Genomic DNA, 20,643 nt, shown 5'->3' with positions numbered 1-20,643 from the left:
GTTTGCGGCTGTTTCTCTTGCCGTCAGACCTTCCCACCGTCCGAAATCAAGGATTGGATTGAGGAAACTGGCGGCGAACTCTCGCGCAGGCCGGACCCTTGCACGGCCGTTTGTCCTCGGTGCGGCATCGATTCGGTTATCGGTGATGCGTCTGGTCTCCCTGTTTCTGACCCCACGTTTTTGAGCGCAATGCACGCTCGCTGGTTTTCATGATGCTCTCCATCTCCAACCTCCACGTCGCCGTCGGCGAAAAGCCGATCCTCAAGGGCCTGACGCTCGACGTTCCGACGGGCGAGGTGCACGCCGTCATGGGGCCGAACGGGGCGGGCAAGTCGACCCTGGGCTACGCCCTGTCGGGACGGCCGGGCTATGAGGCGACCGAGGGCGCCGTCGCATGGCGCGGGAGCAACCTTTTGGCCCTGGGCCCGGCCGAGCGGGCGGCCGAAGGCGTCTATCTGTCGTTCCAGTATCCGACCGAGATTCCGGGCGTCCCGGCCCTGACCTTCATCCGCACCGCCGTGAACGCCCAGAAGCGCCAGCGTGGCGAGGCCGAGTTGTCGGCGCCCGACTTCCTGAAGCGGGCGCGCGAGGCGGCGCGGTCGCTGCGGATGGATTTCGACATGCTGAAACGGCCGCTGAACGTCGGCTTCTCGGGCGGCGAGAAGAAGCGGATGGAAATCCTGCAGGCGGTGCTGCTGGAGCCGTCCCTGCTGATCCTGGACGAGACGGATTCGGGCCTGGACATCGACGCCCTTCGTATCGTCGCCGACGGGGTGAACGCCCTGCGCCGGCCGGACCGGTCGATGCTTGTCATCACCCACTATCAGCGCCTGCTGGACTACATCAAACCGGACCGGGTGCACGTTCTGGCCGCCGGTCGCATCGTCGCCTCGGGCGGGCCGGAACTGGCGCTGGCGCTGGAGGCGGAAGGCTATGACAAATACCTTCCGGCGGCCGCATGACCCTGGTCGATCTGCGCGACCCGTCCAGCTTCCCGACCCGGCGGGTCGAGGCGTGGAAATACACCGACCTGCGCCGCTTCCTGCGCGAGACCCCGCCCGCCTCGGCTGAGGCCACGGTGGCGCCGGGCGGCCCGTTCGCGGCCCTCGGCGGGCAAGAGCGGGCCGTGGTCAATGGGCGCCTTCAGGGCTTCACCGACATCGTGGCCGATGGCGACGATCCGGCGCCCGTGCGGCTGCGTTTCGTCTCGACCGAGGCGGGGGCGGGGCATCAGCCGAGGCTCAAGATCGAGGTTGCGGCGGGCGGCGCCCTGACGCTTCTGGAAAGCCATGAGGGTCGCGCCGCCGGCTATGTGTCGAACGTGGCGCTGGACATCCGCGTCGGCGCGGGCGCCCGGCTGACGCGCGTCATCCTGGCCGATGAGGCCGACGACGCCATCGCCCTGTCGCGGGCCGAGGTCAGCCTGGGCGCCGGGGCCGTGTTCAACCAGACCCTTATCGCCACAGGGGCGAAACTGCAGCGCCTGGAAACCCATGTGTCCCATCCGGGCCAGGGCGCCGCCGTGCGGATGGACGGCCTCTATCTGCTGTCCGGCGCCCGCCACGCCGACCTGACCAGCGTGGTGGCGCACCAGGGGCGCGGCGGCGTGACCAGCCAGCTGACCAAGGGTGTCGTGCGCGACACGGCGCGGGGTGTCTTCCAGGGCAGGATCGTGGTCGCGCGCGGCGCCGACGACACCGACGCCCGCATGGGCCATCACGCTCTGATCCTGTCGGACCGGGGCGAGATCGACGCCAAGCCAGAGCTGGTCATCTACGCCGACGAGGTGTCGTGCGCCCACGGCAATACGGTCGGCGCGCTGGATGAAAGCGCCCTGTTCTACATGCAGCAGCGCGGCATTCCGGCCGAGGAGGCGCGGGCCCTCTTGACCCAGGCCTTCCTGATCGAGGTGGTCGACCGCATCGGCCACGAGGGCGCCCGCGATGTGGCGCGCGACTGGCTGGAGGCGCGTCTGTGAGCATTCCTCCCCCATCGGGGGAGGGGGACCATGCGCAGCATGGTGGAGGGGGCCAACCCCTGACACCGGCGATGCAGCCAGCCCCCTCCACCGCTTCGCGGTCCCCCTCCCCCGATGGGGGAGGATTTGACCCCCAGGCTGTCCGGTCCGAATTCCCCATCCTGTCGCGCCAGGTGAACGGGCGGCCGCTGGTCTATCTGGACAACGCCGCCTCGGCCCAGAAACCGAGGGCGGTGATCCAGGCCCTGACGGCGGCGATGGAAGGCAGCTACGCCAACGTCCATCGCGGACTGCACACCCTGGCGAACGAGACGACCGAGGCGTTTGAGGCCGCGCGCGAGACAGTGGCGCGGTTCCTGAACGCAGGACGGGCGGACGACATCGTCTGGACCAAGGGCGGGACCGAGGCCATCAACCTGGTCGCCGCCGGCGTCGGCCGCACGATCCAGCCGGGCGACGAAATCATCGTCACCGAGATGGAGCACCACTCCAACATCGTGCCCTGGCACATGCTGCGCGAACGCCATGGGGCGGTGCTCAAATGGGCGCCGGTGCGGGACGACGGGTCGCTGGATCTGGAAGCCTTCGCGGGCCTGCTGGGCCCCAGGACGAAGGTCGTGGCCGTCAGCCACATGTCGAATGTCCTGGGCACGATCAACCCGGTCGCCGAGATCGTCCGCCTGGCCCATGCGGCCGGGGCGCGGGTGCTGATCGACGGATGCCAGGGGGCGGTGCATGCCGCGCCCGACGTCCGGGCCATCGGCGCCGACTGGTATGTGCTGACGGGCCACAAGCTGTTCGGACCGACCGGCGTCGGCGTGCTGCACGGCACGGCCGAGGCGCTGGACATGCTGCCGCCCTATCAGGGCGGGGGCGAGATGATCGAGACGGTGACCAGGGATCATGTCAGATACGCCCGGCCGCCACACAGGTTCGAGGCGGGCACCCCGCCGATCCTGGAGGCCATCGGCCTGGGCGCGGCCTTGGACTGGCTGATGCAGTTCGACCGCCAGGCGGTGGCCGAGCACGAGCGGCGGCTGTATGCCCATGCGCGCGGGCGGCTGGCTGGGGTCAACGGCCTGCGGGTGCTGGGCGAGGCGGAAGGGAAGGGGGCCATCCTGACCTTCGTGTTTGAGGGCATCCACGCCCACGACATCGCCCAGGTGATGGATCGCTATGGGGTGGCGGTGCGGGCCGGTCTGCACTGCGCCGAGCCCCTGGCCGCGCGTTTCGGCGTGACTTCAAGCACACGCGCCTCCTTCGCCCTATATAATACGCTGGAGGATGCGGACGCCTTCGTGGACGCCCTGGTTCGGGCGCGAGAGTTCTTCGTATGACGACGGATATGGACGCCAAGACCATCAGCGACAGCGGCGATTTCGCCGCCGCCTGGGACGAGCCTCGGCAGAGCGCCCTGGGCCAGGCCGAACTGGACCGGCTGACCGACGACCTGATCGCGGCGCTGAAGACGGTGTTCGACCCGGAAATCCCGGTCGATATCTATGAGCTGGGCCTGATCTACAAGGTGGACGTAAACGACGACCGCGACGTGCTGGTGGAAATGACCCTGACCGCGCCCGGTTGCCCCGTCGCCGGCGAAATGCCGGGCTGGGTCGAGGCGGCCGTGATGACGGTCCAGGGCGTGAAGTCGGCGCGCGCCAACCTGGTGTTCGATCCGCCGTGGGACCCTTCGAAGATGAGCGACGAGGCCAAGCTCGCGCTCAACATGTTCTGAGGCCGCGATGAGCGAACTTTCGACCACTCCCCGTCCCCGCCGACCGCGCCCGCAGGTTCTGACCCTGACCGAGGCGGCCGCCGCGCGGGTGCGCGAGCTGACGGAAACCGGCGGCCACAAGGGCCTGCGCGTTGGCGTCAAGAACGGCGGCTGCGCCGGTCAGGAATACACCTTCGCCTTCGCCGGCGAGATTGGGCCGCTGGACGAGGTGGTGACCGACAAGGGCGCGACCGTGGTGATCGACCCCAAGGCCATCCTGTTCCTGATCGGAACCGAGATCGACTTCGAGACGACGAAGCTGGCGTCCAAATTCGTCTTCCGGAACCCGAACCAGACCGACGCCTGCGGCTGCGGAGAGAGCGTGACGATCATCCCGGCGGAACAGGCCTGAGCGGTGGCCTATGATCCGTCGTTCGGTGAGTGGGTTCAGGAGCATTTCGCCGGACTGGGTCCCCTGACGATCAAGCGGATGTTCGGCGGGGCCGGCGTCTATGCGAACGGCCCCATCTTCGCCCTGCTGGACGACGGCGTCGTGTGGCTTAAGGCTGACGAGCAGAACGAGCCGATGCTGCGTGAGGCCGGGTCGCGCCAGTTCACCTATCCGATGAAGGATGGGGAGACGATGACCATGGCCTATTGGAGCCTGCCGGAACCCGCCGTCGATGATCCGGATGAAGCCGTGCGCTGGGCGCGGACGTCGATCGACGCGGCCCTCAGGAAGGCAGCGGCGAAGAAGCCGCGAAAGAAGACGCCGAAATAGCTCCGTCACCCTCGGGCTTGTCCCGAGGGCCCATGGCGCCGTCACATGGGACCGAAACCGTGGCCCGCTGGCTGCGCGACGCATCGCTGTTCGGGCAGTCGGATAGATGGGCCCTCGGGACAAGCCCGAGGGTGACGGGGTTTGGGTTTAAGGCCGCGCCGCCGCCCGCCGCGCCTCGTCCGGCGCCAGCACGCGCACGGCGGGTGTGACCGGCTGGCCCGTCGCCTCGGCCACCAGTTCGGCGGTGCGATCCTCGACGGCGGCTTCCAGACGGGCCAGGAATTCGTCCTTGGGCAGGCCGGTCGGGATGGGGGCCAGGAACTCCAGCGTCGCCACGCCCGGGTGTTTGCGGAATTCCTCGCCGGGCCAGAACAGGCCCAGGTTGGTGGCCACCGGAACGACCGGCATGTCGAAGTCGCGGTACATGTGCCAGACGCCGGAACGATAGCGGAATTTCTCGCCGACCCTGGCCAGATTGCCCTCGGGATAGATCAGGATGCGGCGGCCCTGCGCATGGGCGTCGGCGGCGCGGGTCTTCAGCGCCTCGCGCGCCTTGGAGCCTCCGCAGTTGTTGACGACGATGGCGCCCAGCTTGGTCAGGACGGTCGAGAGAAGCGGAAACTTCTCCAGATGGTCTCCGGTGACGAAGGCCAGATCCTGGAACCGGTCATAGACCGAGAATCCGTCGCCCCAGCTCTGGTGCTTGGCCGCCAGGATGAAGGCGCCTTCGGGCAGGCGGTCCTCGCCCCGATACTGGATGCGGATGCCGGCCAGGACGCGCATCGCCTGCACCATGCGCCGCACATAGCGCCGGATGATCCACCCGGTCGCGCCACGCCCCGGCGCAAGAGCCGCGATCACGGCCGCCAGGGTGTAGGCGATGGACAGGATCCAATAGGCGACGGCGAACAGAAGGCTGCGGATCATGCCGTCTTATGAAGCCTGCCGGCCCCCACGACCAGCGGTCAGGCCGCGTCGGCCAGGCTGTCGGCCTTGGTGACCCGGTTGCGGCCCGCGCGCTTGGAGGCATAGAGCGCCTCGTCCGCCCGTTCCAGCAGGGCGCACGGCATCTCGTTGCGCCGTCGTTCGGCATAGCCCGCCGAAATGGTGACGGCGCCCAGTTCGTCATTGGTCGACCGGCGACGCAGGGAGCGGCACGAGATTTCCTGGCGCATCGCCTCCAGCCCGTCTTCGACCGTGGCGCCCATCTCGCCGGGGAAGATCAGGGCGAATTCCTCGCCGCCATAGCGGGCGGCCACGCGCGGGTGCTTGGCCATGCGGTTCATCACGCTGGCGACATAGCGCAGGACCTGGTCGCCGGTCTGATGCCCCCAGGTGTCGTTGAAGCGCTTGAAATGATCGATGTCGATGACGGCCAGGGTCAGGGGCTGGCCGCCCTTGGCGTCGGCCTCCTCGCACAGACGGGCCAGCTGCTCGTCGAACGCCTTGCGGTTGGCCAGGCTGGTCAGGGCGTCGGTCATGGCGTCGCGCCGCACCTGCTCCAGGTGGTCGCGCAACCTGGCGACCTCGCGGGTGGAGTCCTCCAGCTTGGCTTCCAGGGTTGCGTTCTCGCGCTGGACCTTGCGGGTGGCGTCGGACAGGGAAGAGACGAGCTTTTTCAATCCTCCATCGCCATCCATCGACCCCATGGTGGCGGCCGCGTCGGCCAGGGTGACGCCATAGGCGGCCTGGCTGCGGTGGGCGGTGGCGATCGCCTCGGCGACGCTGGACAGTTCGCGGTTCAGCACGGCGCCGGCGTCTCGAATTTCCTCGGACAGCTGGGTGCGCGGCAGGAATTTGGCCGCCAGCATCTCGGAGGTGTCCTCCGTGAAGGTGGTTTCAGTTTCGATCAGCCGGCGGATCTCGCGCCCCAGGGCGCCCTCGGGATCGCCCAGATAGTGCAGCCACAACTCGAAATTCAGCGGTGTCGGCCACACCTCGGCGCGCTGCATTTCCTGGATCGCGCGCGAAGCCAGATCATAGGCGTCAGGGCCGCGTAGCGTCGTTTCAATCTGCGGCATGAACGTCCCCCGTCCGACCCTTCTGGTCAGTTCAAAAGGGAAGCTAGGCCTTGGAACGTAAAGACCGACTGAATCGAACGCGGTTCAGTCGCGGATTCAGAACGCCGAGCGCCGCATGAAGGCCGGCACTTCGGCGCCGAAACCAGCGCCGGCGCGGGGTTCGTCACGGTCGCCGTCGGCGCGGCCGCCACGCCCGGACTGTCTCAGCTGCGGCTCCTGGAGGGGGCGGGACTGGGCTTCGGCCTTGGCGGGCGCCGGCGGCGGCGTGGGGGCAGGGGCCGCCTCGGCCAGGTCCGACCGGGTGCGACGGCCACGGCGAGGCCTGGACTCGGGCGCCGGAGCGGCGACCTCGGCCTCGACCGCTTCAACCACCGGCGTTTCGGCCACGGCCTCGGCGACGGCCGAGCTTTCGTGACGGCCGCGCGCGGGGCGGTCCGGCCGCTCGCTACGGCCACGCCCGCGCGAGCGGTCGCTGTCGCGGCGCGGCTGGTCCTTGATCGAGGCGAAGTCGATGCCGTCCAGCGGCAGTTCGACCGGCTCCTTCTTGATCAGCTTCAGCACCTTGTCCAACGACTTGTCGTCGGCGGGCGTCACGATCATGAAGGCCTCGCCCAGGCGCCCGGCGCGGCCGGTGCGGCCGATGCGGTGCACATAGTCGTCGGCGTGGTGCGGCACATCATAGTTGAAGACGTGGCTGACGGCGGGGATGTCCAGGCCGCGCGCGGCGACGTCCGACGCCACCAGCAGTTTCAGCGCGCCCGAGCGGAAGTCCGACAGGGTCTTCATCCGCAGGCTCTGATCCAGGTCGCCATGGATCGGCGCGGCGTCGAAGCCATGGGTCTTCAGCGATTTGGCGACGATGTCGACTTCCGACTTGCGGTTACAGAAGACGATGCCGTTCTGGACGTCGCCGCGCTCGATCAGGGCGCGCAGGGCGGTGCGCTTGGCCTTGGGGTCCGAGGTCGGCAGGCGGGTGACGTGCTGGGTGATGGTGTCGGCGGTGGTGGCCGGACGCGCCACCTCGATCCGGGTCGGATCCTTCAGGAACTGGGTCGTCAGCCGGGTGATCTCCGGCGGCATGGTGGCCGAGAAGAACAGGGTCTGGCGGCGCGGCGGCGTCAGTTTGAAGATGCGCTCGATGTCGGGAATGAAGCCCATGTCCAGCATACGGTCGGCTTCATCGACCACCATCAGCTCGACGCCCGTCAGCAGCATCTTGCCACGGTCGAACAGGTCCAGAAGGCGGCCGGGCGTGGCGATCAGCACATCCACGCCCTTGTTCAGGGCGGCCACTTGGTCGCCCATCGACACCCCGCCGATCAGCAGCACCCAGTTCAGGCGCGTGCCCTTGGCGTATTTGGCGAAACTTTCGGCCACCTGGTCCGCCAGTTCGCGGGTCGGCGCCAGGACCAGGGCGCGCGGCATGCGGGCGCGGGCGCGGCCCGAGGCCAGGCGATCCACCATCGGCAGGGTGAAGGCCGCCGTCTTGCCGGTGCCGGTCTGGGCGATGCCCAGAACGTCGCGTCCGGCCAGGGCCACGGGGATGGCCTGTTCCTGAATGGGGGTGGCGGTGGTGTAGCCGGTGTCGGCGACCGCCTGCAGGGTCGTGGGCGAAAGGCCCAGTTGATTGAAATCTGTCATAAGTCCTTGGGACGTTTGCGTTCATGCGATCCGGATGATCGCGGGATCGCCTTGCGGAACCGCCCATGTCCGGGGCGTAGGGGCGGCGCGCATCGCAGACCTGTCCCGAGGCTGGGGCGGATATAGAAGCCCCTTGGCCAGAGTCAAGTATTCAGGTTCGCCCGATCGGGGATGCGGGATTGAAAAACGGCGTCAGATGGCAATAGTGGCCGCCGGGTTGGGTTGTGACGGGGTATGGGATGCGTTTGCGGATCGGAGCGGTATTGGCCGCCGCGGGACTGGCCGTGGCCGTCCCGGCCCAGGCGGACATGTCCAGCGCCTTCGGCAATACGGTGCTGTCGCGCTACGCCCATGGCGGCTGGGTCAAGCACTGGTTCGACCGCGACGGCGGCTATCGGGCCCAGTTCTCCAGCGGGCGCACCATCACGGCGCGTTGGCGCATCGAGGGCGACAAAATCTGCCTGAACGGCATCCGCCCCGCCATCATGATGATCGACCGCTACTGCTCGCCCCTGGTCGAGGCGGACGTCGGCGACACCTGGCCCGGCCGCGACCCCCTGGGGCGCCGCGTCACCAACGAACTGGTGCGCGGCCGCTGATCAGCGGCCCAGGGCGCGCTGAAGCGCCTGTTCAACCTCTGCAAGCAGATCCAAGGGCAGGGCGCCGACACGTTCGATGCGTGACGCATCGACGGTCGTGATCTTCACCGGCCGAACCACCGACGGGACGGGCAGGCCGCAATCGCCATAGCGTTCGCCCAGCGCCAAGTCCTGTGACCAGGGGCGGTTCTCGGCGCTCGTCACCATCACGATCCAGACGAGATTCTGGCCTATGACGCCGTCCGACACGACAACAGCGGGTCTGTACTGACGCGTATCGCGATCCGTGTAGGGAAAGGGCGCGCGAACGACGTCGCCACGCTCAAAGGTCGGCATAGGCCTTGGTGTCCGCATCGCCCGACCACTCATCGAACGTGGCGAAGGGATCGTCATGCGGCGCCGGCCGCGCCTTGGTCAGAAGGACCTGGCCGTCGCGGATTTCGTAGGCCAGGTCATCGCCCGGCTTCAGGCCCAGGGCCTTGCGGACGGCCTGAGGAACCGTCGTCTGAGCCTTGCTGGTGATACGGCTGACGATCATGGAGGTAAGGATGATCCTTACCTTGTCAGACGTCAAGCTCCGCCACCGCGAACCGCGCGTTCTCCTGAATGAACTGGAAGCGGGCCTCGGCGCGCTTGCCCATCAGCCGTTCGACCAGATCCTCGATCTCGGCCTCGGCGTCCGGCACGGTGACCCGCGCCAGGGTGCGCTTCTTCGGGTCCATGGTCGTCTCTTTCAGTTGAGACGCCATCATCTCGCCCAGGCCCTTGAACCGGCCGATCTCGGTCTTCTTGCCCTTGAAGGTGGTGGCCAGCAGCTCGTCGCGGTGGGCGTCGTCGCGGGCGTATTCGGACAGGGCGCCCGCCTGGATGCGGTATAGCGGCGGCAGGGCCATGAACAGCCGCCCCTGGCGCACCACCTCGGGCATGACGCGATAGAAATAGGTGATCAGCAGGGCCGCGATATGGGCGCCGTCGACATCGGCGTCGGTCATGATGACGATCCGCTCATAGCGCAGGTCGTCGATGTTGAAGCGGGCGCCCGGCTGGACCCCCAGGGCCAGGGTCAGGTCCGACAGTTCGGCGTTGGCGCGCAGCTTGTCGGCCGAGGCCGAGGCCACGTTCAGGATCTTGCCGCGCAGAGGCAGGATGGCCTGGGTCACCCGGTCGCGCGCCTGTTTGGCCGATCCGCCGGCCGAGTCGCCCTCGACGATGAACAGTTCGGTGCCCTCGGCCGCCTGGCGCGAACAGTCCGACAGCTTGCCGGGCAGGCGCAGCTTGCGCGTGGCGGCGGCGCGCTGGACCTCCTTGTCCTTGCGGCGGCGCAGCCGGTCCTCGGCCCGGTCGATGACAAAGCCCAGAAGCGTGTTGGCCTGTTTCGGGCTTTCGGTCAGCCAGTGGTCCAGCGGGTCGCGCAGCAGCTGTTCGACCAGGCGCGCGCCCTCGGGCGACGACAGGCGGTCCTTGGTCTGGCCCTGGAACTCCGGATTGCGGATGAAGACCGAAATCAGGGCGCCGGCGTTGGCGATCACGTCCTCGGCCGTGATGACGCCCGCGCGCTTTTCGCCCGCCAGTTCGCCATAGGCCTTCAACCCCTTGACCAGGGCGGCGCGGAATCCGGCCTCGTGCGTGCCGCCGTCCGGGGTGGCGACCGTGTTGCAATAGGACTGGACGAAGCCGTCGGCTTCTCCGAACCCGGCGGGCGACCAGGTGACGGCCCATTCCACGGCCCCGGCCTCGCCCTTGCGCTCGACCCGGCCGGCGAAGGTCGGGGTGACGGTCTCGATGGCTCCCACGCGCTCGGCCAGGGCGTCGGCCAGGCCGTTGGGGAAGTGGAACACCGCCTCGGTCGGCGTCGAATCCGTGATCCGCTCGGCCGCGCAGGTCCATTTGATCTCGACGCCGCGGAACAGATAGGCCTTGGACCGCGCCATGCGGAACAGGCGCGCCGGCTTGAACGCCGCGCCGTGGCCGAAAATCTCCTCGTCCGGCCGGAAACGGATCAGTGTGCCCTTCTTCTTCGACGGGCCGACCTGCTGGATTGGCGCCAGCACATGACCCCGGCTGAACGACTGGCGCCATTCGTGGCCGTCGCGCCAGACGGTGACGTCCAGCCGTTCCGACAGGGCGTTGACCACCGACACCCCGACCCCGTGCAGGCCGCCGGAGGTCTCATAGGCTTTCCCTGAGAATTTCCCGCCCGAGTGCAGCACCGTCATCACGACTTCCAGCGCCGATTTGCCTGGATGCTTGGGGTGGGGATCGACCGGAATGCCGCGCCCGTCGTCGCGCACCGACAGGAATCCCTCGGCGTCCAGATCGACGGTGATCAGTTTCGCATGGCGAGCCACCGCCTCGTCCATGGCGTTGTCCAGCACCTCGGCGAACAGGTGATGCAGCGCTCGCTCATCGGTGCCGCCGATATACATGCCGGGGCGTTTGCGGACAGGTTCCAGCCCCTCCAGCACCTCGATCGAACTGGCCGAATAGCCGCCGGCCGGGGCGGCGGCGGCAGGCGCGGGTTCGGGCGTCGGGGCGGCGGGCGCAGGCGCGCGCTCGGCCTGGGCGGCCGGCTTGGGCGGTTCGGGTTGCTCGTCAGCGAAGGAGAACAGGTCGTCGGCGGGGGCCATGAACGGATTGTGCGGCGATTCGGGAGCCGGTCAGGTAGCCGCGCGCCGGCCGCTGGGCAAGCGTTGCGCGCCGTGGCGCGGGATCGGCCGTCAGGGCGCGCGTCAATATGGCCAGGAACAGGACCCAAGGCAGATCCTGATGGTGGATCAGAATGCTCTCCGACAGGCTCAGCAGCACGAAGACGCACAGATAGGCCAGGCCCCAGCCGCCTTCACGCAGTCCCGAACCCCCCAGGCGCAGGATCGTCAGCCCCGCCGTCAGGGCCGTCAGGCCGCCGACCAGGACAACGCCCGGCCATCCCAGCTGGACCAGCACGTCGATCCAGCCGTTGTGCGCCGAGGGCACGGGCCAGTCGGTCTCGTGACGGACGAAGGCCGCGGGCTCCGACCCCCGGATCCAGAAGGCGCTGTAGCCATATCCGGTCCACGGCCGCTCGGCCACGCGGCGCATCAGGCTGGCCCAGATGTCGGTCCGTCCGGTCAGGGAGGGGTCCTTGCCCAGGGCCTCCAGAATGGCCGAGGAATGACTGAACCACAGCCAGGCGCCGGCGCAGGCCGCCACCACAGCCAGCCAGACCATCACCACCGAAAAGGCCGGACCGCCCCGCCGCAGGGTCCACAGGCCGGCGGGCAGGCCCACCCCGATCATCAGGCACAGCAGCGAAGTCTTGGACTGGGTCGCCAGCACCAGGGCGCTGGTCAGGGCCAGGGTGACGATCGGCATGATGCGTCGCGGATCGCCCGAGGCCAGCAGGGCGGACGCCGCCGTCGCCCCGGCCACCATGACCAGCCCCATCTGGTTCTTCTCGTACCACAGGCCCCGCCACAGGCCGGCGTTGACGTCCTGGTGCACCCCGATGGCCGGGAAGGCGAAAACCATGACCACGCTGCCCAAACCCATCAGCAGGGTCGCCAACGTCAGCAGCCGGGGCAGGGCGGCGCCCCGGAACACGGCGCCCAGATAGACGGCGAAGGCCCCGGTGATGGCCAGGGCGATGACCCGGCGGCTGGTGGTGGCCGGATCGATCGACCAGTATTTGGAGGCATAGGCCAACCCGACCACGCTCATCAGGGCGATCATCGCCGGCCAGGCGCGCGCCATCCGGTCGGCCCGGAGCGCGATCAGCCCGGCGATGATCCCATAGATGGGCAGCCAGACCAGCCGCAGGATCGGCGTCTCTTCCTGCGTCGGGGCGAACACCGGCCCGACCAGGGCGCCGGTCAGCATGACGATCACCACAATCGCCGCCGCCCGCTCCCACAGGGGCGGATCGGGGTCGGTCAGGTCAGGGGCGGAACGAGATTCGCGCACCCTCGCAGGGTCGGTTGGCGCGGTTAACGGAGGGTTGGGATTGCAGGATCAGCGGTCCTGACGCGAGTGGAAGATGCGCATGACGATCAGGGTGTCATCCTCTAATCGATATCGGATAACGAAGCCGTCCCGGCCGAACTGAAACTGCTTTTCTCGAGTTCGGCTGTTCACCACCAGGCCCAGCTGTGGGAAGTCCGCCAGCAGGTCGATCATTTCGACAATTCGCAGGGCCGCTTTCTGGCCTGCGGCAGGGGAATGAAGTTTGAGCCAGGCGACCTGCGTCTGAAAGTCCAGCTCGGCGCGCGGCGCCAGGACGACCTTCATTCAGACTTGCCGAACGTCTTGTCGATCAGGGCCAGAAACTCCGGCCGCACTTCGCTCCAGGGCCGGCCGGTTTCGTTCAGGTCGTACCGGCCGGGGTCGTCGTCACGCGGGTCGCCATTGATCCAGGTGAAGTCGTCATAGTCGAAGAAGCGGGCGTCCAGCACCATGGCCGCCAATTCTTCCGGCGGGATGCCCATCGCCTTCGCTCGCGCTTCAATCTTGGCGGCGGTGTAGTCGTCCAGAGTGAGGGTCAGAGCACCATCGGCCATGACGGCAGCTTAGCATATCCCCGCGCGCTCATCACGCCCGCTCCACAAACGTATCGATCACCTTCTTCTCGCCCGCCTTGTCGAAGGCGACCAGCAGCTTGTTGCCCTCGATGGCGCGGATGGCGCCATAGCCGAACTTCTGGTGAAAGACCCGCTCGCCGCGCACCCAGCCGCCGCCGGACGACGGGTCGGCCGTGGCGACCAGGCGGCCTTCGCCCTCGATCACCGCATTGCGGGCCAGCCGGTCGCGCGGCGTCAGGGGGGCGGCGGCGCGGACATGCTCCTGGGCCCGTTTCCAGCCGGGGCTGGAATAGCTGGAGCCGAAACTGGGCGCCTCGTCCCAGCGGCTCTTGGCCTCCTTCATGCCCGCCGAGGCGCCGTAATAGCCGGTTTCCGACTGGGCCTCGACATTGGCCAGGGGCAGTTCGTCCACGAACCGGCTGGGCAGCTGGCTGGTCCAGCGGCCATAGACCAGTCGGTTGGCCGCAAAGCTGATGCGGGCGTCGGCGCGGGCGCGGGTGACGCCGACGTAGGCCAGGCGGCGTTCCTCCTCCAGGCCCTTTTCGCCCTTCTCGTCGATACTGCGCTGGGACGGGAAAACGCCTTCCTCCCACCCCGGCAGGAAGACCAGCGGGAACTCCAGCCCCTTGGCGCCGTGCAGGGTCATGATCTGCACCGAATCCGCGCCCGCCTCGCCGCGATCCAGGTCCATGACCAGGGCGACATGCTCCAGATAGGCCTGCAGCGTCTCGAACGACTGCATCGACTGGACCAGCTCCTTCAGGTTGTCGAGCCGGGTCTGGCCGCTGGTCCGGTCGGCCTTCTGCATGTCGGTATAGCCGGACTCTTCCAGCACCGTTTCCATCAGGGTCCAGTGCGCCGTATCGGTCGCCAGGGCGCGCCAGCGGTCCAGGTCGCGCACGAAATTGGACAGGGCCGTGCGGGTACGGGCCTGAAGCTCGTCCGAGCCCAGCAACTGCCGCACCGCCGTCATGGCCGATACGCCCTGGCTGCGGGCGATATGCAGGATCTTCTGCACGCTGGTGTCCCCGATCCCGCGCTTGGGGACATTGACGATCCGCTCGAACGCCAGGTCGTCGTCTTCGGACTGGATCAGCCGCAGATAGGCATGGGCGTCGCGGATCTCGGCCCGTTCAAAGAAGCGCGGCCCCCCGATCACCGTATAGGGCACGGCCAGCATCAGGAACCGCTCCTCGAACGCCCGCATCTGAAACGATGCGCGAACAAGCACCGCGATGTCCTTGTAATTCATGCCGGATCTGCGCGCGGTCTCGATCTCGTCCCCGATCAGCCGGGCCTCGGCCTCGCCATCCCAGACGCCGCGCACCCGCACCTTTTCGCCGCCCTTGTCTTCGGTCCACAGGGTCTTGCCCAGCCGTCCGCGATTGGCGGCGATCAGGCCCGAGGCGGCGGCCAGGATGTGCTCGGTCGAGCGATAGTTGCGCTCCAGCCGGATGACGCGGGCGCCGGGAAAGTCGCGCTCGAACCGCAGGATGTTGTCCACCTCGGCGCCGCGCCAGCCATAGATGGACTGATCGTCGTCGCCGACGCAGCAGACATTGCCGGTGGACGAGGTCAGCAGCCGCAGCCACAGATACTGGGCCACGTTCGTATCCTGATATTCGTCGACCAGGATGTAGCGGAACCGGCGGCGATATTCTTCCGCCAGATCGGCATGTTGCGACAGGATTGTCAGGTTGTGCAGCAACAGGTCGCCGAAGTCGCAGGCGTTCAGCGCCCTTAAGCGAGCCTGATAGGCGGTGTACAGCCCCTGACCCTTGCCGTTGGCGAAATCCTCGCCCGGCGGCAGTTTCTCGGGCGTCCAGCCGCGGTTCTTCCAGTGGTCGACCAGATTGGCCAGGGACCGCGGCGTCCAGCGCTTGGTGTCGATATTGGCGGCTTCCAACAGCTGTTTCAGCAGCCGCTCCTGATCGTCCGTGTCCAGGATGGTGAAGCTGGATTTCAACCCGACCAGTTCCGCATGCCGACGCAGAATCTGGGCCGCGATCGAATGGAAGGTGCCCAGCCAGCGCAGGCCCTCGGCCGAGGGGCCGATCAGATGGGTGATCCGCTCGCGCATCTCGCGCGCGGCCTTGTTGGTGAAGGTGACGGCCAGCAGTTCCCACGGCCTGGCCCGGCCCGTGGCCAGAATGTGCGCCAGGCGTGTGGTCAGCACCCGCGTCTTGCCCGTGCCGGCGCCCGCCAGAACCAGCACCGGCCCCTCGGTCGTCTCGACCGCCTGGCGCTGCTCCGGGTTCAGCCCGGCCATATAGTCGCCCGCGGGCGCGGCGGCGCGGGCCAGGTCGGATATGCGAGGGGCGGGCAGGTCGGTCACGGGCGGTTCGTCAGACTCGGCAAAACGAGAACATAGGGGGCACAGGCGCCGCTGTCAGCGTCCGTCGCGGTGCGTTTTGCGGAACCGGGTTCGCCCGCGCCTCGTTCCCCTGCCATCGTCAATCGGAAGAGGCGCTGATCATGGCCGAGAACACAAATCGATCCGGCGGCGGCAACGCCGCCCTTGGCTTCATCCTGGGCGGGGTGGTCGTGGTTCTGGCGATCGTCGCCTATTTCGTCTTCGCCCGCGCGCCCAGCGAGACGCGCAAGGTCGATATCGACGTCAATGTTCCCGAGATGCAGGCGCCGACCCTGCCGCCGGTCGAGCCGCCGACCGTTCCGACCCCGACGCCGCCGGTCACCTGAGACGATAGGTGATGGTGGCCACGACGCGGACCTTCTTGTCGACCGAGGCCGCCTCGCCGCCGTCGCCGTCGCGCGGCAGGATTTCGAACGAGCCCTGGGTCGCCTGACGGATCGGACCCAGGGGATTGCCGGAATCCTTGGCGAACTGCTCGGCCCCGGTGCGGGCGGCGGCGGTGGCCTCGGCGATCATGGCCGGACGCACGGCGTTCAGCTTGGTGAAGATATAGGACGGACCCTGGAAGTCCTGCAGCACCACCCCCTGCCGCACCAGGTCGTTCAGGGCGCGGGTGGTGGCCTGGACCCGAGCCACATCATTGGTTCGCACGATCACCGTCTGGGCCAGGATGAAGCGGGGGCCCTGCTGGTTGCCGTATTCGCGGCTTCGGGTGTCCGCGACCTCAAGCCGGCCCAGATCGACCGCGCTCGCCGGATAGCCCTGGGCCGTCAGGAAGCTCCGCACCGTGGCCAGGTCGGCGTCGATCCGCGCCTGGACGTCCGACAGCACCTCGCCCGACGCCGTGAAGCGCACCGGCAGGACCGCCAGATCGGCCTTCACCTCCCGCTCCGACAGGCCGCGCACGGTGACGGTGCGGTCGCCGGCCCGCAGATTCACGATCCCCTGACCGACCAGGGCGCCCCCGCCGATCAGGCCGACGGCTAGAAGTCCGCCGAAGACGAGGGCGGGGATCAGTCGGCTGTCGGCCATGGCGCGCTCCTGGGTGCGAAAACGCCAGCAAGCGCCCGCCGGACGCGGCTGTCAATCACGCCCGCGCGCGCTCCATTCCAGCGCCAGAACCCGACAGGCCGAGGCCAGGGGACGGCGGCCGCGCTCGGCGTCGATCATCTTCAGCAGGCCCGCCTTGGTCAGGCCGCGCTCGGCCGCGATCCGGTCCAGCACGGCCCAGAATTCCGGCTCCAGCGCCACCGAGGTGGCGTGGCCGGCCAGCAGCACCGAACGTTTGACCAGGGCCGACAAGCCGTCAGCCCACGCCGACCATGACGATGTCGGCGCGCAGGCCGGCGCCGCGCGTCAGCACCGAATGGCGCGTGTCGGTGGTGAACCTCAGGGCGCCCGTCGCGTCGCGGATCTCGGCCCGCGCCGCATAGTCATGGCGCGGATCGATCGCCCCGGCCGGAATGCTGAACGTCACCGGATAGGGCGGGGCGCGGCCGTCCAGCGCCACGCGCATCTCGGCCAGGGTCGTGGCGGGGGCGTCGGCCAGGCTGACATCCTCGATCCGCACGATCAGCACATGGCCGGGCGGCAGCAGGATCCGCTCGCGATAGGCGGCGGTCACCTCGACCGTCGTCGTCCCAGCAACCGGCGCGGGCGCGGAGGCGCAGGCGGGGGCCATGAAGGCCACGAGGATGGCGGGCAGCAAAGGGCGCATCGGCGTCTCCTGTTCGTTCGAACCTAACAGAGATCGCGCCGGTCACATACCGCAGCAAGGTTTGAGGCGACGTGGATGCGCCTCGGATGCTAACGGAAGTTCCCGTTTCGTTTCGCATGAGTCGCGCCCGTGCCGCCTGCCGACAATCCGCCGCCCGACATCCGCGAAATGGAACCGCCCGTCCGGCGCTTCTGGCGGTCGCCGACCGTGCTGGCGGGGGCGGGGGTGGCCGCCTGCGCCCTGATCTGGGGCACGACCTGGTACGCCATCACCCTGCAGCTTGGGCGTGTCGATCCGATCGCCTCCATCACCTGGCGGTTCGGCCTGGCGGCGGCGGTGATGATGGCGGCGTGCCTGCTGACCGGCCGATCCCTGCGCCTGCCGCGCGCGGCGCATCTGGCGGCGATGGGGCAGGGGCTGTTCACCTTCACCATCGACTACGCCTGCGTCTATTGGGCGGAAGAACGGGTCAACTCGGCGGTGGTGGCGGTGCTGTTCGCCGGCCTGGCCTTCGTCAACTTGATCGCTTTCCGCCTTGTCCTGGGCCAGAAGGCGGCCCGCGCCGCCTGGCTGGGCGCCCTGCTGGGCATGGGCGGGGTGGCGGTGCTGTTCGGCTCCGAGCTGATGCGCGCCGACATGGATTCGGACGCCATGGTCGGCCTGGTCTTCGCCCTGGTCGGCGTCGCCGGGGCGGCCATCGGCAATCTGTTCGCCTGGCGCGGCCAGCAGGCCGGCGCGCCCGTCCTGCCCCAGACCGCCTGGGCCATGGCCTATGGCACGGGTTTCCTGGTCCTCTATGGCTTGGTCGCGGGGACCGAATGGCGCATCGAGACGACGCCGGCCTATCTGCTGTCCCTGGCCTATCTGTCGATCCTGGGGTCGGTGGTCGCCTTCGGCCTCTATTTCACCATCGCCCGGCTGAGGGGCTATGCCCTGGCCAGCTATATCTCGGCCATGACGCCGCCGATCGCCATGCTGGTCTCGGTTCTGTTCGAGGACGCCCGCTTCGGCCTGGGCGCCCTGGCCGGTCTGGCCCTGGTGCTGGCCGGCCAGGTGCTGCTGATCCGCGCGCCGCGGGTCTCCGCCGCCTAGCGGAACCAGCCGGATCGCTTGGTTTCCGCCTTGGCCTTGCGCGCCTGAAGGACCTCTTCCTTCGTCCGGGCGTGGGCGGCCTTTTCGCGGCGCAGTTTCTCGGCCTTGATCCGCCGCGCGGCCAGAAGGGCGATCAGGCCGGTGCGCGTGCCGGGGTTGAAGCCGCTCATTCCTTCTCCTCCGTCTCGCGTCGGTGGCCGTCCAGCAACGAGTCGGCGCGCGCTTGCTCGGCCTCGGTCCCCTGGCGTTCGGCCTTGGTCCGGCCGTGGGCGGCCCGGTTGGCGGCGGCGCGGGCCGTCTTTTCCGCCTTGTCGCGGGCCTTGCGGGCGCGGTTCAGATTGATGATCTCGGCCATGGCGTCCTCATCCGAAACCCGGCGGCCCCCAAGGCGTTCCACCGGCTCGACACAGGAAAGGAACACCGATGCTAGACGTCTCGACCATCAAGGAACACCAGGAAGTCGTGGGCTCTGACGGCGGCCACGTCGGCCGCGTGGATCATGTGAAGGGCGACCAGATCGAACTGGCCAAGCTGGACCTCGGCGCCGGCTTCAGACACCACATGATCCCCGTCAGCTGGGTCGATCATGTCGACGAACACGTCCATCTGAACATCACCAAGGACGACGCCAAGGCGCGCTGGACCGAGAAGCACTGATCCGGCCCCGAAATGCAGAAGGCCCCGCCATCGGCGGGGCCTTTCGCTTGTCCGGCCTCGATCCTCAGCCCGGCGAGATCATCTTCTCGGGCCGCACCGCCTCGTCGAACTCGGCGTTGGTCAGATAGCCGCCGCCCACCGCTTCCTCGCGCAGGGTGGTGCCGTTCTTGTGCGCCGTCTTGGCGATCTTGGCGCAGGCGTCATAGCCCAGCCTGCCGTTCAGGGCGGTGACCAGCATCAGGGAGTTGTCCAGCCCGCGCTTGATGTTGTCCTCGCGCGGCTCGATCCCGACCACGCAGTTGTCGGTGAAGCTGATCGCCGCATCGGCCATCAGGCGCACCGACTGCAGGAAGTTGTAGGCCATCACCGGGTTGAAGACGTTCAGCTCGAAATGCCCCTGCGACCCGCCGAAGGTCACGGCGGCGTGGTTGCCGAACACCTGGACGCAGACCTGGGTCAGGGCCTCGCACTGGGTCGGATTGACCTTGCCCGGCATGATGCTGCTGCCCGGCTCGTTCTCGGGCAGGGCCAGTTCGCCCAGGCCCGAACGGGGACCGGACCCCAGGAAGCGGATGTCGTTGGCGATCTTGAACAGCGACGCGGCCACCGTGTTGATGGCCCCGTGGCTGAACACCATGGCGTCGTGGGCGGCCAGGGCCTCGAACTTGTTCGGCGCCGTGGTGAAGGGCAGGCCGGTGATGGCGGCGATGCGTTCGGCCACCTGTTCGGCGAAACCGACGGGCGCGTTCAGGCCGGTGCCGACGGCGGTGCCGCCCTGGGCCAGTTCCATCAGTTTGGGCAGGGTCTGTTCGATCCGCTCGATGCCGTTGGCGACCTGTTGGGCATAGCCGCCGAACTCCTGGCCCAGGGTCAGGGGCGTGGCGTCCTGGGTGTGGGTGCGGCCGATCTTGATGATGTGGCCCCAGGCTTCGGACTTGGCCTTCAGCGCGGCGTACAGGTGCTGCAGCGCCGGGATCAGGTCGCGCACCACCTGTTCGGCGCAGGCGACGTGCATGGCCGTGGGATAGGTGTCGTTGGACGACTGGCTCATGTTGACGTGGTCGTTGGGGTGGACCGGCTTCTTGGACCCCATTTCGCCGCCCAGCATCTCTATCGCCCGGTTCGAGATCACCTCGTTGGCGTTCATGTTCGACTGGGTGCCCGATCCGGTCTGCCAGACCACCAGCGGGAAGTGGTCGTTCAGCTTGCCCTCGATCACCTCGTTCGCCGCCTTGACGATGGTGTCGCCGATGGCGGGGTCCAGCTTGCCCAGCGCCATGTTGGTCTCGGCCGCCGCGCGCTTGACGATCCCCAGCGCCCGCACGATCGGTAGGGGCTGTTTCTCCCAGCCGATCCTGAAATTGCCCAGCGAGCGCTGCGCCTGCGCGCCCCAGTAACGGTCGGCGGCGACCTCGATGGGGCCGAAGGTGTCGGTTTCGGTGCGGTGCGCGGTCATGCGGAGCGGCTCTTTAGACGTGGCGGGAGGATGCGCGGCGGTGTAGCACGGCAAGGCGCG

General features: G+C 68.3%; 26 protein-coding genes. 10 read left to right on the top strand and 16 right to left on the bottom strand.

Annotation, left to right across the window (positions count from 1 at the left end; all coding sequences use genetic code 11):
* Positions 1–212: 212 nt before the first annotated feature.
* From sufC to KF910_RS03380, 6 genes are all read left to right on the top strand, one after another.
* Positions 213–962, top strand: coding sequence for a Fe-S cluster assembly ATPase SufC (gene sufC / locus KF910_RS03405; protein WP_292258801.1), 750 nt, complete (start codon positions 213–215; stop codon positions 960–962).
* Entirely contained in the window at positions 959–1,978 is a 1,020-nt protein-coding gene (gene sufD / locus KF910_RS03400) for a Fe-S cluster assembly protein SufD (RefSeq protein ID WP_292258800.1), read from the top strand. The genes sufC and sufD overlap by 4 nt, the downstream gene beginning before the upstream one ends.
* A 71-nt stretch (positions 1,979–2,049) precedes the next feature.
* Positions 2,050–3,315 carry an aminotransferase class V-fold PLP-dependent enzyme gene (locus KF910_RS03395; protein ID WP_292258799.1) on the top strand — a complete coding sequence of 422 codons (1,266 nt, stop codon included), beginning with the start codon at positions 2,050–2,052 and terminating at the stop codon, positions 3,313–3,315.
* Positions 3,312–3,713: an SUF system Fe-S cluster assembly protein gene (locus KF910_RS03390; protein ID WP_292258798.1), complete on the top strand. Its 402-nt coding sequence runs from the start codon at positions 3,312–3,314 to the stop codon at positions 3,711–3,713. The genes KF910_RS03395 and KF910_RS03390 overlap by 4 nt, the downstream gene beginning before the upstream one ends.
* A 7-nt stretch (positions 3,714–3,720) precedes the next feature.
* Complete coding sequence (locus KF910_RS03385) at positions 3,721–4,104, top strand: HesB/IscA family protein (RefSeq protein ID WP_292258797.1); 384 nt, start codon at positions 3,721–3,723, stop codon at positions 4,102–4,104.
* 3 nt (positions 4,105–4,107) lie between these two features.
* Positions 4,108–4,473, top strand: a complete 366-nt coding sequence (locus KF910_RS03380; protein WP_292258796.1) for a TfoX/Sxy family protein — start codon at positions 4,108–4,110, stop codon at positions 4,471–4,473.
* A 147-nt stretch (positions 4,474–4,620) separates the two neighbouring features.
* Here KF910_RS03380 and KF910_RS03375 read toward each other — a convergent pair whose 3' ends face one another.
* From KF910_RS03375 to KF910_RS03365, 3 genes are all read right to left on the bottom strand, one after another.
* Positions 4,621–5,397, bottom strand: a complete 777-nt coding sequence (locus tag KF910_RS03375) for a lysophospholipid acyltransferase family protein (protein ID WP_292258877.1) — start codon at positions 5,395–5,397, stop codon at positions 4,621–4,623.
* 41 nt (positions 5,398–5,438) lie between these two features.
* A complete protein-coding gene (locus KF910_RS03370) occupies positions 5,439–6,494 on the bottom strand; it encodes a GGDEF domain-containing protein (protein WP_292258795.1) in 1,056 nt (351 codons plus the stop codon).
* A 96-nt stretch (positions 6,495–6,590) separates the two neighbouring features.
* Positions 6,591–8,135 carry a DEAD/DEAH box helicase gene (locus KF910_RS03365; protein WP_292258794.1) on the bottom strand — a complete coding sequence of 515 codons (1,545 nt, stop codon included), beginning with the start codon at positions 8,133–8,135 and terminating at the stop codon, positions 6,591–6,593.
* 263 nt (positions 8,136–8,398) lie between these two features.
* Here KF910_RS03365 and KF910_RS03360 point away from each other — a divergent pair, with 263 nt between their 5' ends.
* Positions 8,399–8,734: a hypothetical protein gene (locus KF910_RS03360; RefSeq protein WP_292258793.1), complete on the top strand. Its 336-nt coding sequence runs from the start codon at positions 8,399–8,401 to the stop codon at positions 8,732–8,734.
* Here KF910_RS03360 and KF910_RS03355 read toward each other — a convergent pair whose 3' ends face one another.
* The 7 genes from KF910_RS03355 to KF910_RS03325 are packed head-to-tail and all read right to left on the bottom strand — an operon-like array spanning position 8,735 to position 15,622.
* Positions 8,735–9,070 carry a type II toxin-antitoxin system PemK/MazF family toxin gene (locus tag KF910_RS03355; RefSeq protein WP_292258792.1) on the bottom strand — a complete coding sequence of 112 codons (336 nt, stop codon included), beginning with the start codon at positions 9,068–9,070 and terminating at the stop codon, positions 8,735–8,737.
* Positions 9,057–9,272 carry an AbrB/MazE/SpoVT family DNA-binding domain-containing protein gene (locus tag KF910_RS03350; RefSeq protein ID WP_292258791.1) on the bottom strand — a complete coding sequence of 72 codons (216 nt, stop codon included), beginning with the start codon at positions 9,270–9,272 and terminating at the stop codon, positions 9,057–9,059. The genes KF910_RS03355 and KF910_RS03350 overlap by 14 nt, the downstream gene beginning before the upstream one ends.
* A 25-nt stretch (positions 9,273–9,297) precedes the next feature.
* Complete coding sequence (parE, locus tag KF910_RS03345; RefSeq protein ID WP_292258790.1) at positions 9,298–11,361, bottom strand: DNA topoisomerase IV subunit B; 2,064 nt, start codon at positions 11,359–11,361, stop codon at positions 9,298–9,300.
* The gene (locus tag KF910_RS03340) at positions 11,327–12,673 is read right to left on the bottom strand and encodes an O-antigen ligase family protein (RefSeq protein ID WP_292258789.1); all 1,347 of its coding nucleotides are present in this window, start codon (positions 12,671–12,673) and stop codon (positions 11,327–11,329) included. Before KF910_RS03340 ends, parE begins: the two co-directional genes overlap by 35 nt.
* A 48-nt stretch (positions 12,674–12,721) precedes the next feature.
* A complete protein-coding gene (locus KF910_RS03335; RefSeq protein ID WP_292258788.1) occupies positions 12,722–12,997 on the bottom strand; it encodes a type II toxin-antitoxin system RelE/ParE family toxin in 276 nt (91 codons plus the stop codon).
* Positions 12,994–13,266 carry a hypothetical protein gene (locus KF910_RS03330; protein ID WP_292258787.1) on the bottom strand — a complete coding sequence of 91 codons (273 nt, stop codon included), beginning with the start codon at positions 13,264–13,266 and terminating at the stop codon, positions 12,994–12,996. Before KF910_RS03330 ends, KF910_RS03335 begins: the two co-directional genes overlap by 4 nt.
* 31 nt (positions 13,267–13,297) lie before the next feature.
* Positions 13,298–15,622: an ATP-dependent helicase gene (locus tag KF910_RS03325; protein ID WP_292258786.1), complete on the bottom strand. Its 2,325-nt coding sequence runs from the start codon at positions 15,620–15,622 to the stop codon at positions 13,298–13,300.
* A gap of 140 nt (positions 15,623–15,762) precedes the next feature.
* Between KF910_RS03325 and KF910_RS03320 the strand changes: the two genes are divergently transcribed.
* Complete coding sequence (locus KF910_RS03320; RefSeq protein WP_292258785.1) at positions 15,763–15,987, top strand: hypothetical protein; 225 nt, start codon at positions 15,763–15,765, stop codon at positions 15,985–15,987.
* On the opposite strand, the gene KF910_RS03315 is transcribed toward KF910_RS03320, so the two are convergent.
* Genes KF910_RS03315 through KF910_RS03305 form a run of 3 tightly spaced genes read right to left on the bottom strand, consistent with a single transcriptional unit; the run spans position 15,980 to position 17,378 of the window.
* Positions 15,980–16,693 (bottom strand): SIMPL domain-containing protein, encoded by a 714-nt coding sequence (locus KF910_RS03315; protein ID WP_292258784.1) that lies wholly within the window; start codon positions 16,691–16,693, stop codon positions 15,980–15,982. The two genes, KF910_RS03320 and KF910_RS03315, sit on opposite strands and share 8 nt — an antisense overlap.
* A 51-nt stretch (positions 16,694–16,744) precedes the next feature.
* Positions 16,745–16,963: a ribbon-helix-helix domain-containing protein gene (locus tag KF910_RS03310; protein WP_292258783.1), complete on the bottom strand. Its 219-nt coding sequence runs from the start codon at positions 16,961–16,963 to the stop codon at positions 16,745–16,747.
* A gap of 4 nt (positions 16,964–16,967) precedes the next feature.
* A complete protein-coding gene (locus tag KF910_RS03305) occupies positions 16,968–17,378 on the bottom strand; it encodes a YbaY family lipoprotein (protein WP_292258782.1) in 411 nt (136 codons plus the stop codon).
* Between the two features lie 129 nt (positions 17,379–17,507).
* Between KF910_RS03305 and KF910_RS03300 the strand changes: the two genes are divergently transcribed.
* Positions 17,508–18,470: a DMT family transporter gene (locus tag KF910_RS03300; protein ID WP_292258781.1), complete on the top strand. Its 963-nt coding sequence runs from the start codon at positions 17,508–17,510 to the stop codon at positions 18,468–18,470.
* Here KF910_RS03300 and KF910_RS03295 read toward each other — a convergent pair.
* Positions 18,467–18,640 (bottom strand): hypothetical protein, encoded by a 174-nt coding sequence (locus tag KF910_RS03295; protein ID WP_292258780.1) that lies wholly within the window; start codon positions 18,638–18,640, stop codon positions 18,467–18,469. The two genes, KF910_RS03300 and KF910_RS03295, sit on opposite strands and share 4 nt — an antisense overlap.
* Complete coding sequence (locus KF910_RS03290) at positions 18,637–18,825, bottom strand: DUF4169 family protein (RefSeq protein WP_292258779.1); 189 nt, start codon at positions 18,823–18,825, stop codon at positions 18,637–18,639. The genes KF910_RS03295 and KF910_RS03290 overlap by 4 nt, the downstream gene beginning before the upstream one ends.
* Before the next feature lie 68 nt (positions 18,826–18,893).
* On the opposite strand from KF910_RS03290, the gene KF910_RS03285 reads away from it, so the two are divergent.
* On the top strand, positions 18,894–19,127 hold the full coding sequence (locus KF910_RS03285; protein ID WP_292258778.1) for a DUF2171 domain-containing protein: 234 nt from the start codon (positions 18,894–18,896) through the stop codon (positions 19,125–19,127).
* A gap of 64 nt (positions 19,128–19,191) precedes the next feature.
* Here the strand turns inward: KF910_RS03285 and fumC are convergent, their stop codons facing one another.
* Positions 19,192–20,583: a class II fumarate hydratase gene (gene fumC, locus KF910_RS03280; protein ID WP_292258777.1), complete on the bottom strand. Its 1,392-nt coding sequence runs from the start codon at positions 20,581–20,583 to the stop codon at positions 19,192–19,194.
* Positions 20,584–20,643 lie beyond the last annotated feature (60 nt).

The organism is Brevundimonas sp. (genome assembly GCF_019636155.1).
Lineage (GTDB): Bacteria > Pseudomonadota > Alphaproteobacteria > Caulobacterales > Caulobacteraceae > Brevundimonas.
The sequence above is the reverse complement of the archived record's forward strand: the minus strand, read 5'-3'. Positions and strand labels throughout refer to the sequence as shown.

Excerpts from the sequence above, each read along its gene's own strand:
- sufC (WP_292258801.1), top strand. The coding sequence starts at position 213 with ATGCTCTCCATCTCCAACCTCCACGTCGCCGTCGGCGAAAAGCCGATC.
- sufD (WP_292258800.1), top strand. The coding sequence starts at position 959 with ATGACCCTGGTCGATCTGCGCGACCCGTCCAGCTTCCCGACCCGGCGG.
- KF910_RS03395 (WP_292258799.1), top strand. The coding sequence starts at position 2,050 with ATGCAGCCAGCCCCCTCCACCGCTTCGCGGTCCCCCTCCCCCGATGGG.
- KF910_RS03390 (WP_292258798.1), top strand. The coding sequence starts at position 3,312 with ATGACGACGGATATGGACGCCAAGACCATCAGCGACAGCGGCGATTTC.
- KF910_RS03385 (WP_292258797.1), top strand. The coding sequence starts at position 3,721 with ATGAGCGAACTTTCGACCACTCCCCGTCCCCGCCGACCGCGCCCGCAG.
- KF910_RS03370 (WP_292258795.1), bottom strand. The coding sequence starts at position 6,494 with ATGCCGCAGATTGAAACGACGCTACGCGGCCCTGACGCCTATGATCTG.
- KF910_RS03365 (WP_292258794.1), bottom strand. The coding sequence starts at position 8,135 with ATGACAGATTTCAATCAACTGGGCCTTTCGCCCACGACCCTGCAGGCG.
- KF910_RS03355 (WP_292258792.1), bottom strand. The coding sequence starts at position 9,070 with ATGCCGACCTTTGAGCGTGGCGACGTCGTTCGCGCGCCCTTTCCCTAC.
- KF910_RS03350 (WP_292258791.1), bottom strand. The coding sequence starts at position 9,272 with ATGATCGTCAGCCGTATCACCAGCAAGGCTCAGACGACGGTTCCTCAG.
- parE (WP_292258790.1), bottom strand. The coding sequence starts at position 11,361 with ATGGCCCCCGCCGACGACCTGTTCTCCTTCGCTGACGAGCAACCCGAA.
- KF910_RS03335 (WP_292258788.1), bottom strand. The coding sequence starts at position 12,997 with ATGAAGGTCGTCCTGGCGCCGCGCGCCGAGCTGGACTTTCAGACGCAG.
- KF910_RS03330 (WP_292258787.1), bottom strand. The coding sequence starts at position 13,266 with ATGGCCGATGGTGCTCTGACCCTCACTCTGGACGACTACACCGCCGCC.
- KF910_RS03320 (WP_292258785.1), top strand. The coding sequence starts at position 15,763 with ATGGCCGAGAACACAAATCGATCCGGCGGCGGCAACGCCGCCCTTGGC.
- KF910_RS03315 (WP_292258784.1), bottom strand. The coding sequence starts at position 16,693 with ATGGCCGACAGCCGACTGATCCCCGCCCTCGTCTTCGGCGGACTTCTA.
- KF910_RS03305 (WP_292258782.1), bottom strand. The coding sequence starts at position 17,378 with ATGCGCCCTTTGCTGCCCGCCATCCTCGTGGCCTTCATGGCCCCCGCC.
- KF910_RS03295 (WP_292258780.1), bottom strand. The coding sequence starts at position 18,640 with ATGAGCGGCTTCAACCCCGGCACGCGCACCGGCCTGATCGCCCTTCTG.
- KF910_RS03290 (WP_292258779.1), bottom strand. The coding sequence starts at position 18,825 with ATGGCCGAGATCATCAATCTGAACCGCGCCCGCAAGGCCCGCGACAAG.
- KF910_RS03285 (WP_292258778.1), top strand. The coding sequence starts at position 18,894 with ATGCTAGACGTCTCGACCATCAAGGAACACCAGGAAGTCGTGGGCTCT.
- fumC (WP_292258777.1), bottom strand. The coding sequence starts at position 20,583 with ATGACCGCGCACCGCACCGAAACCGACACCTTCGGCCCCATCGAGGTC.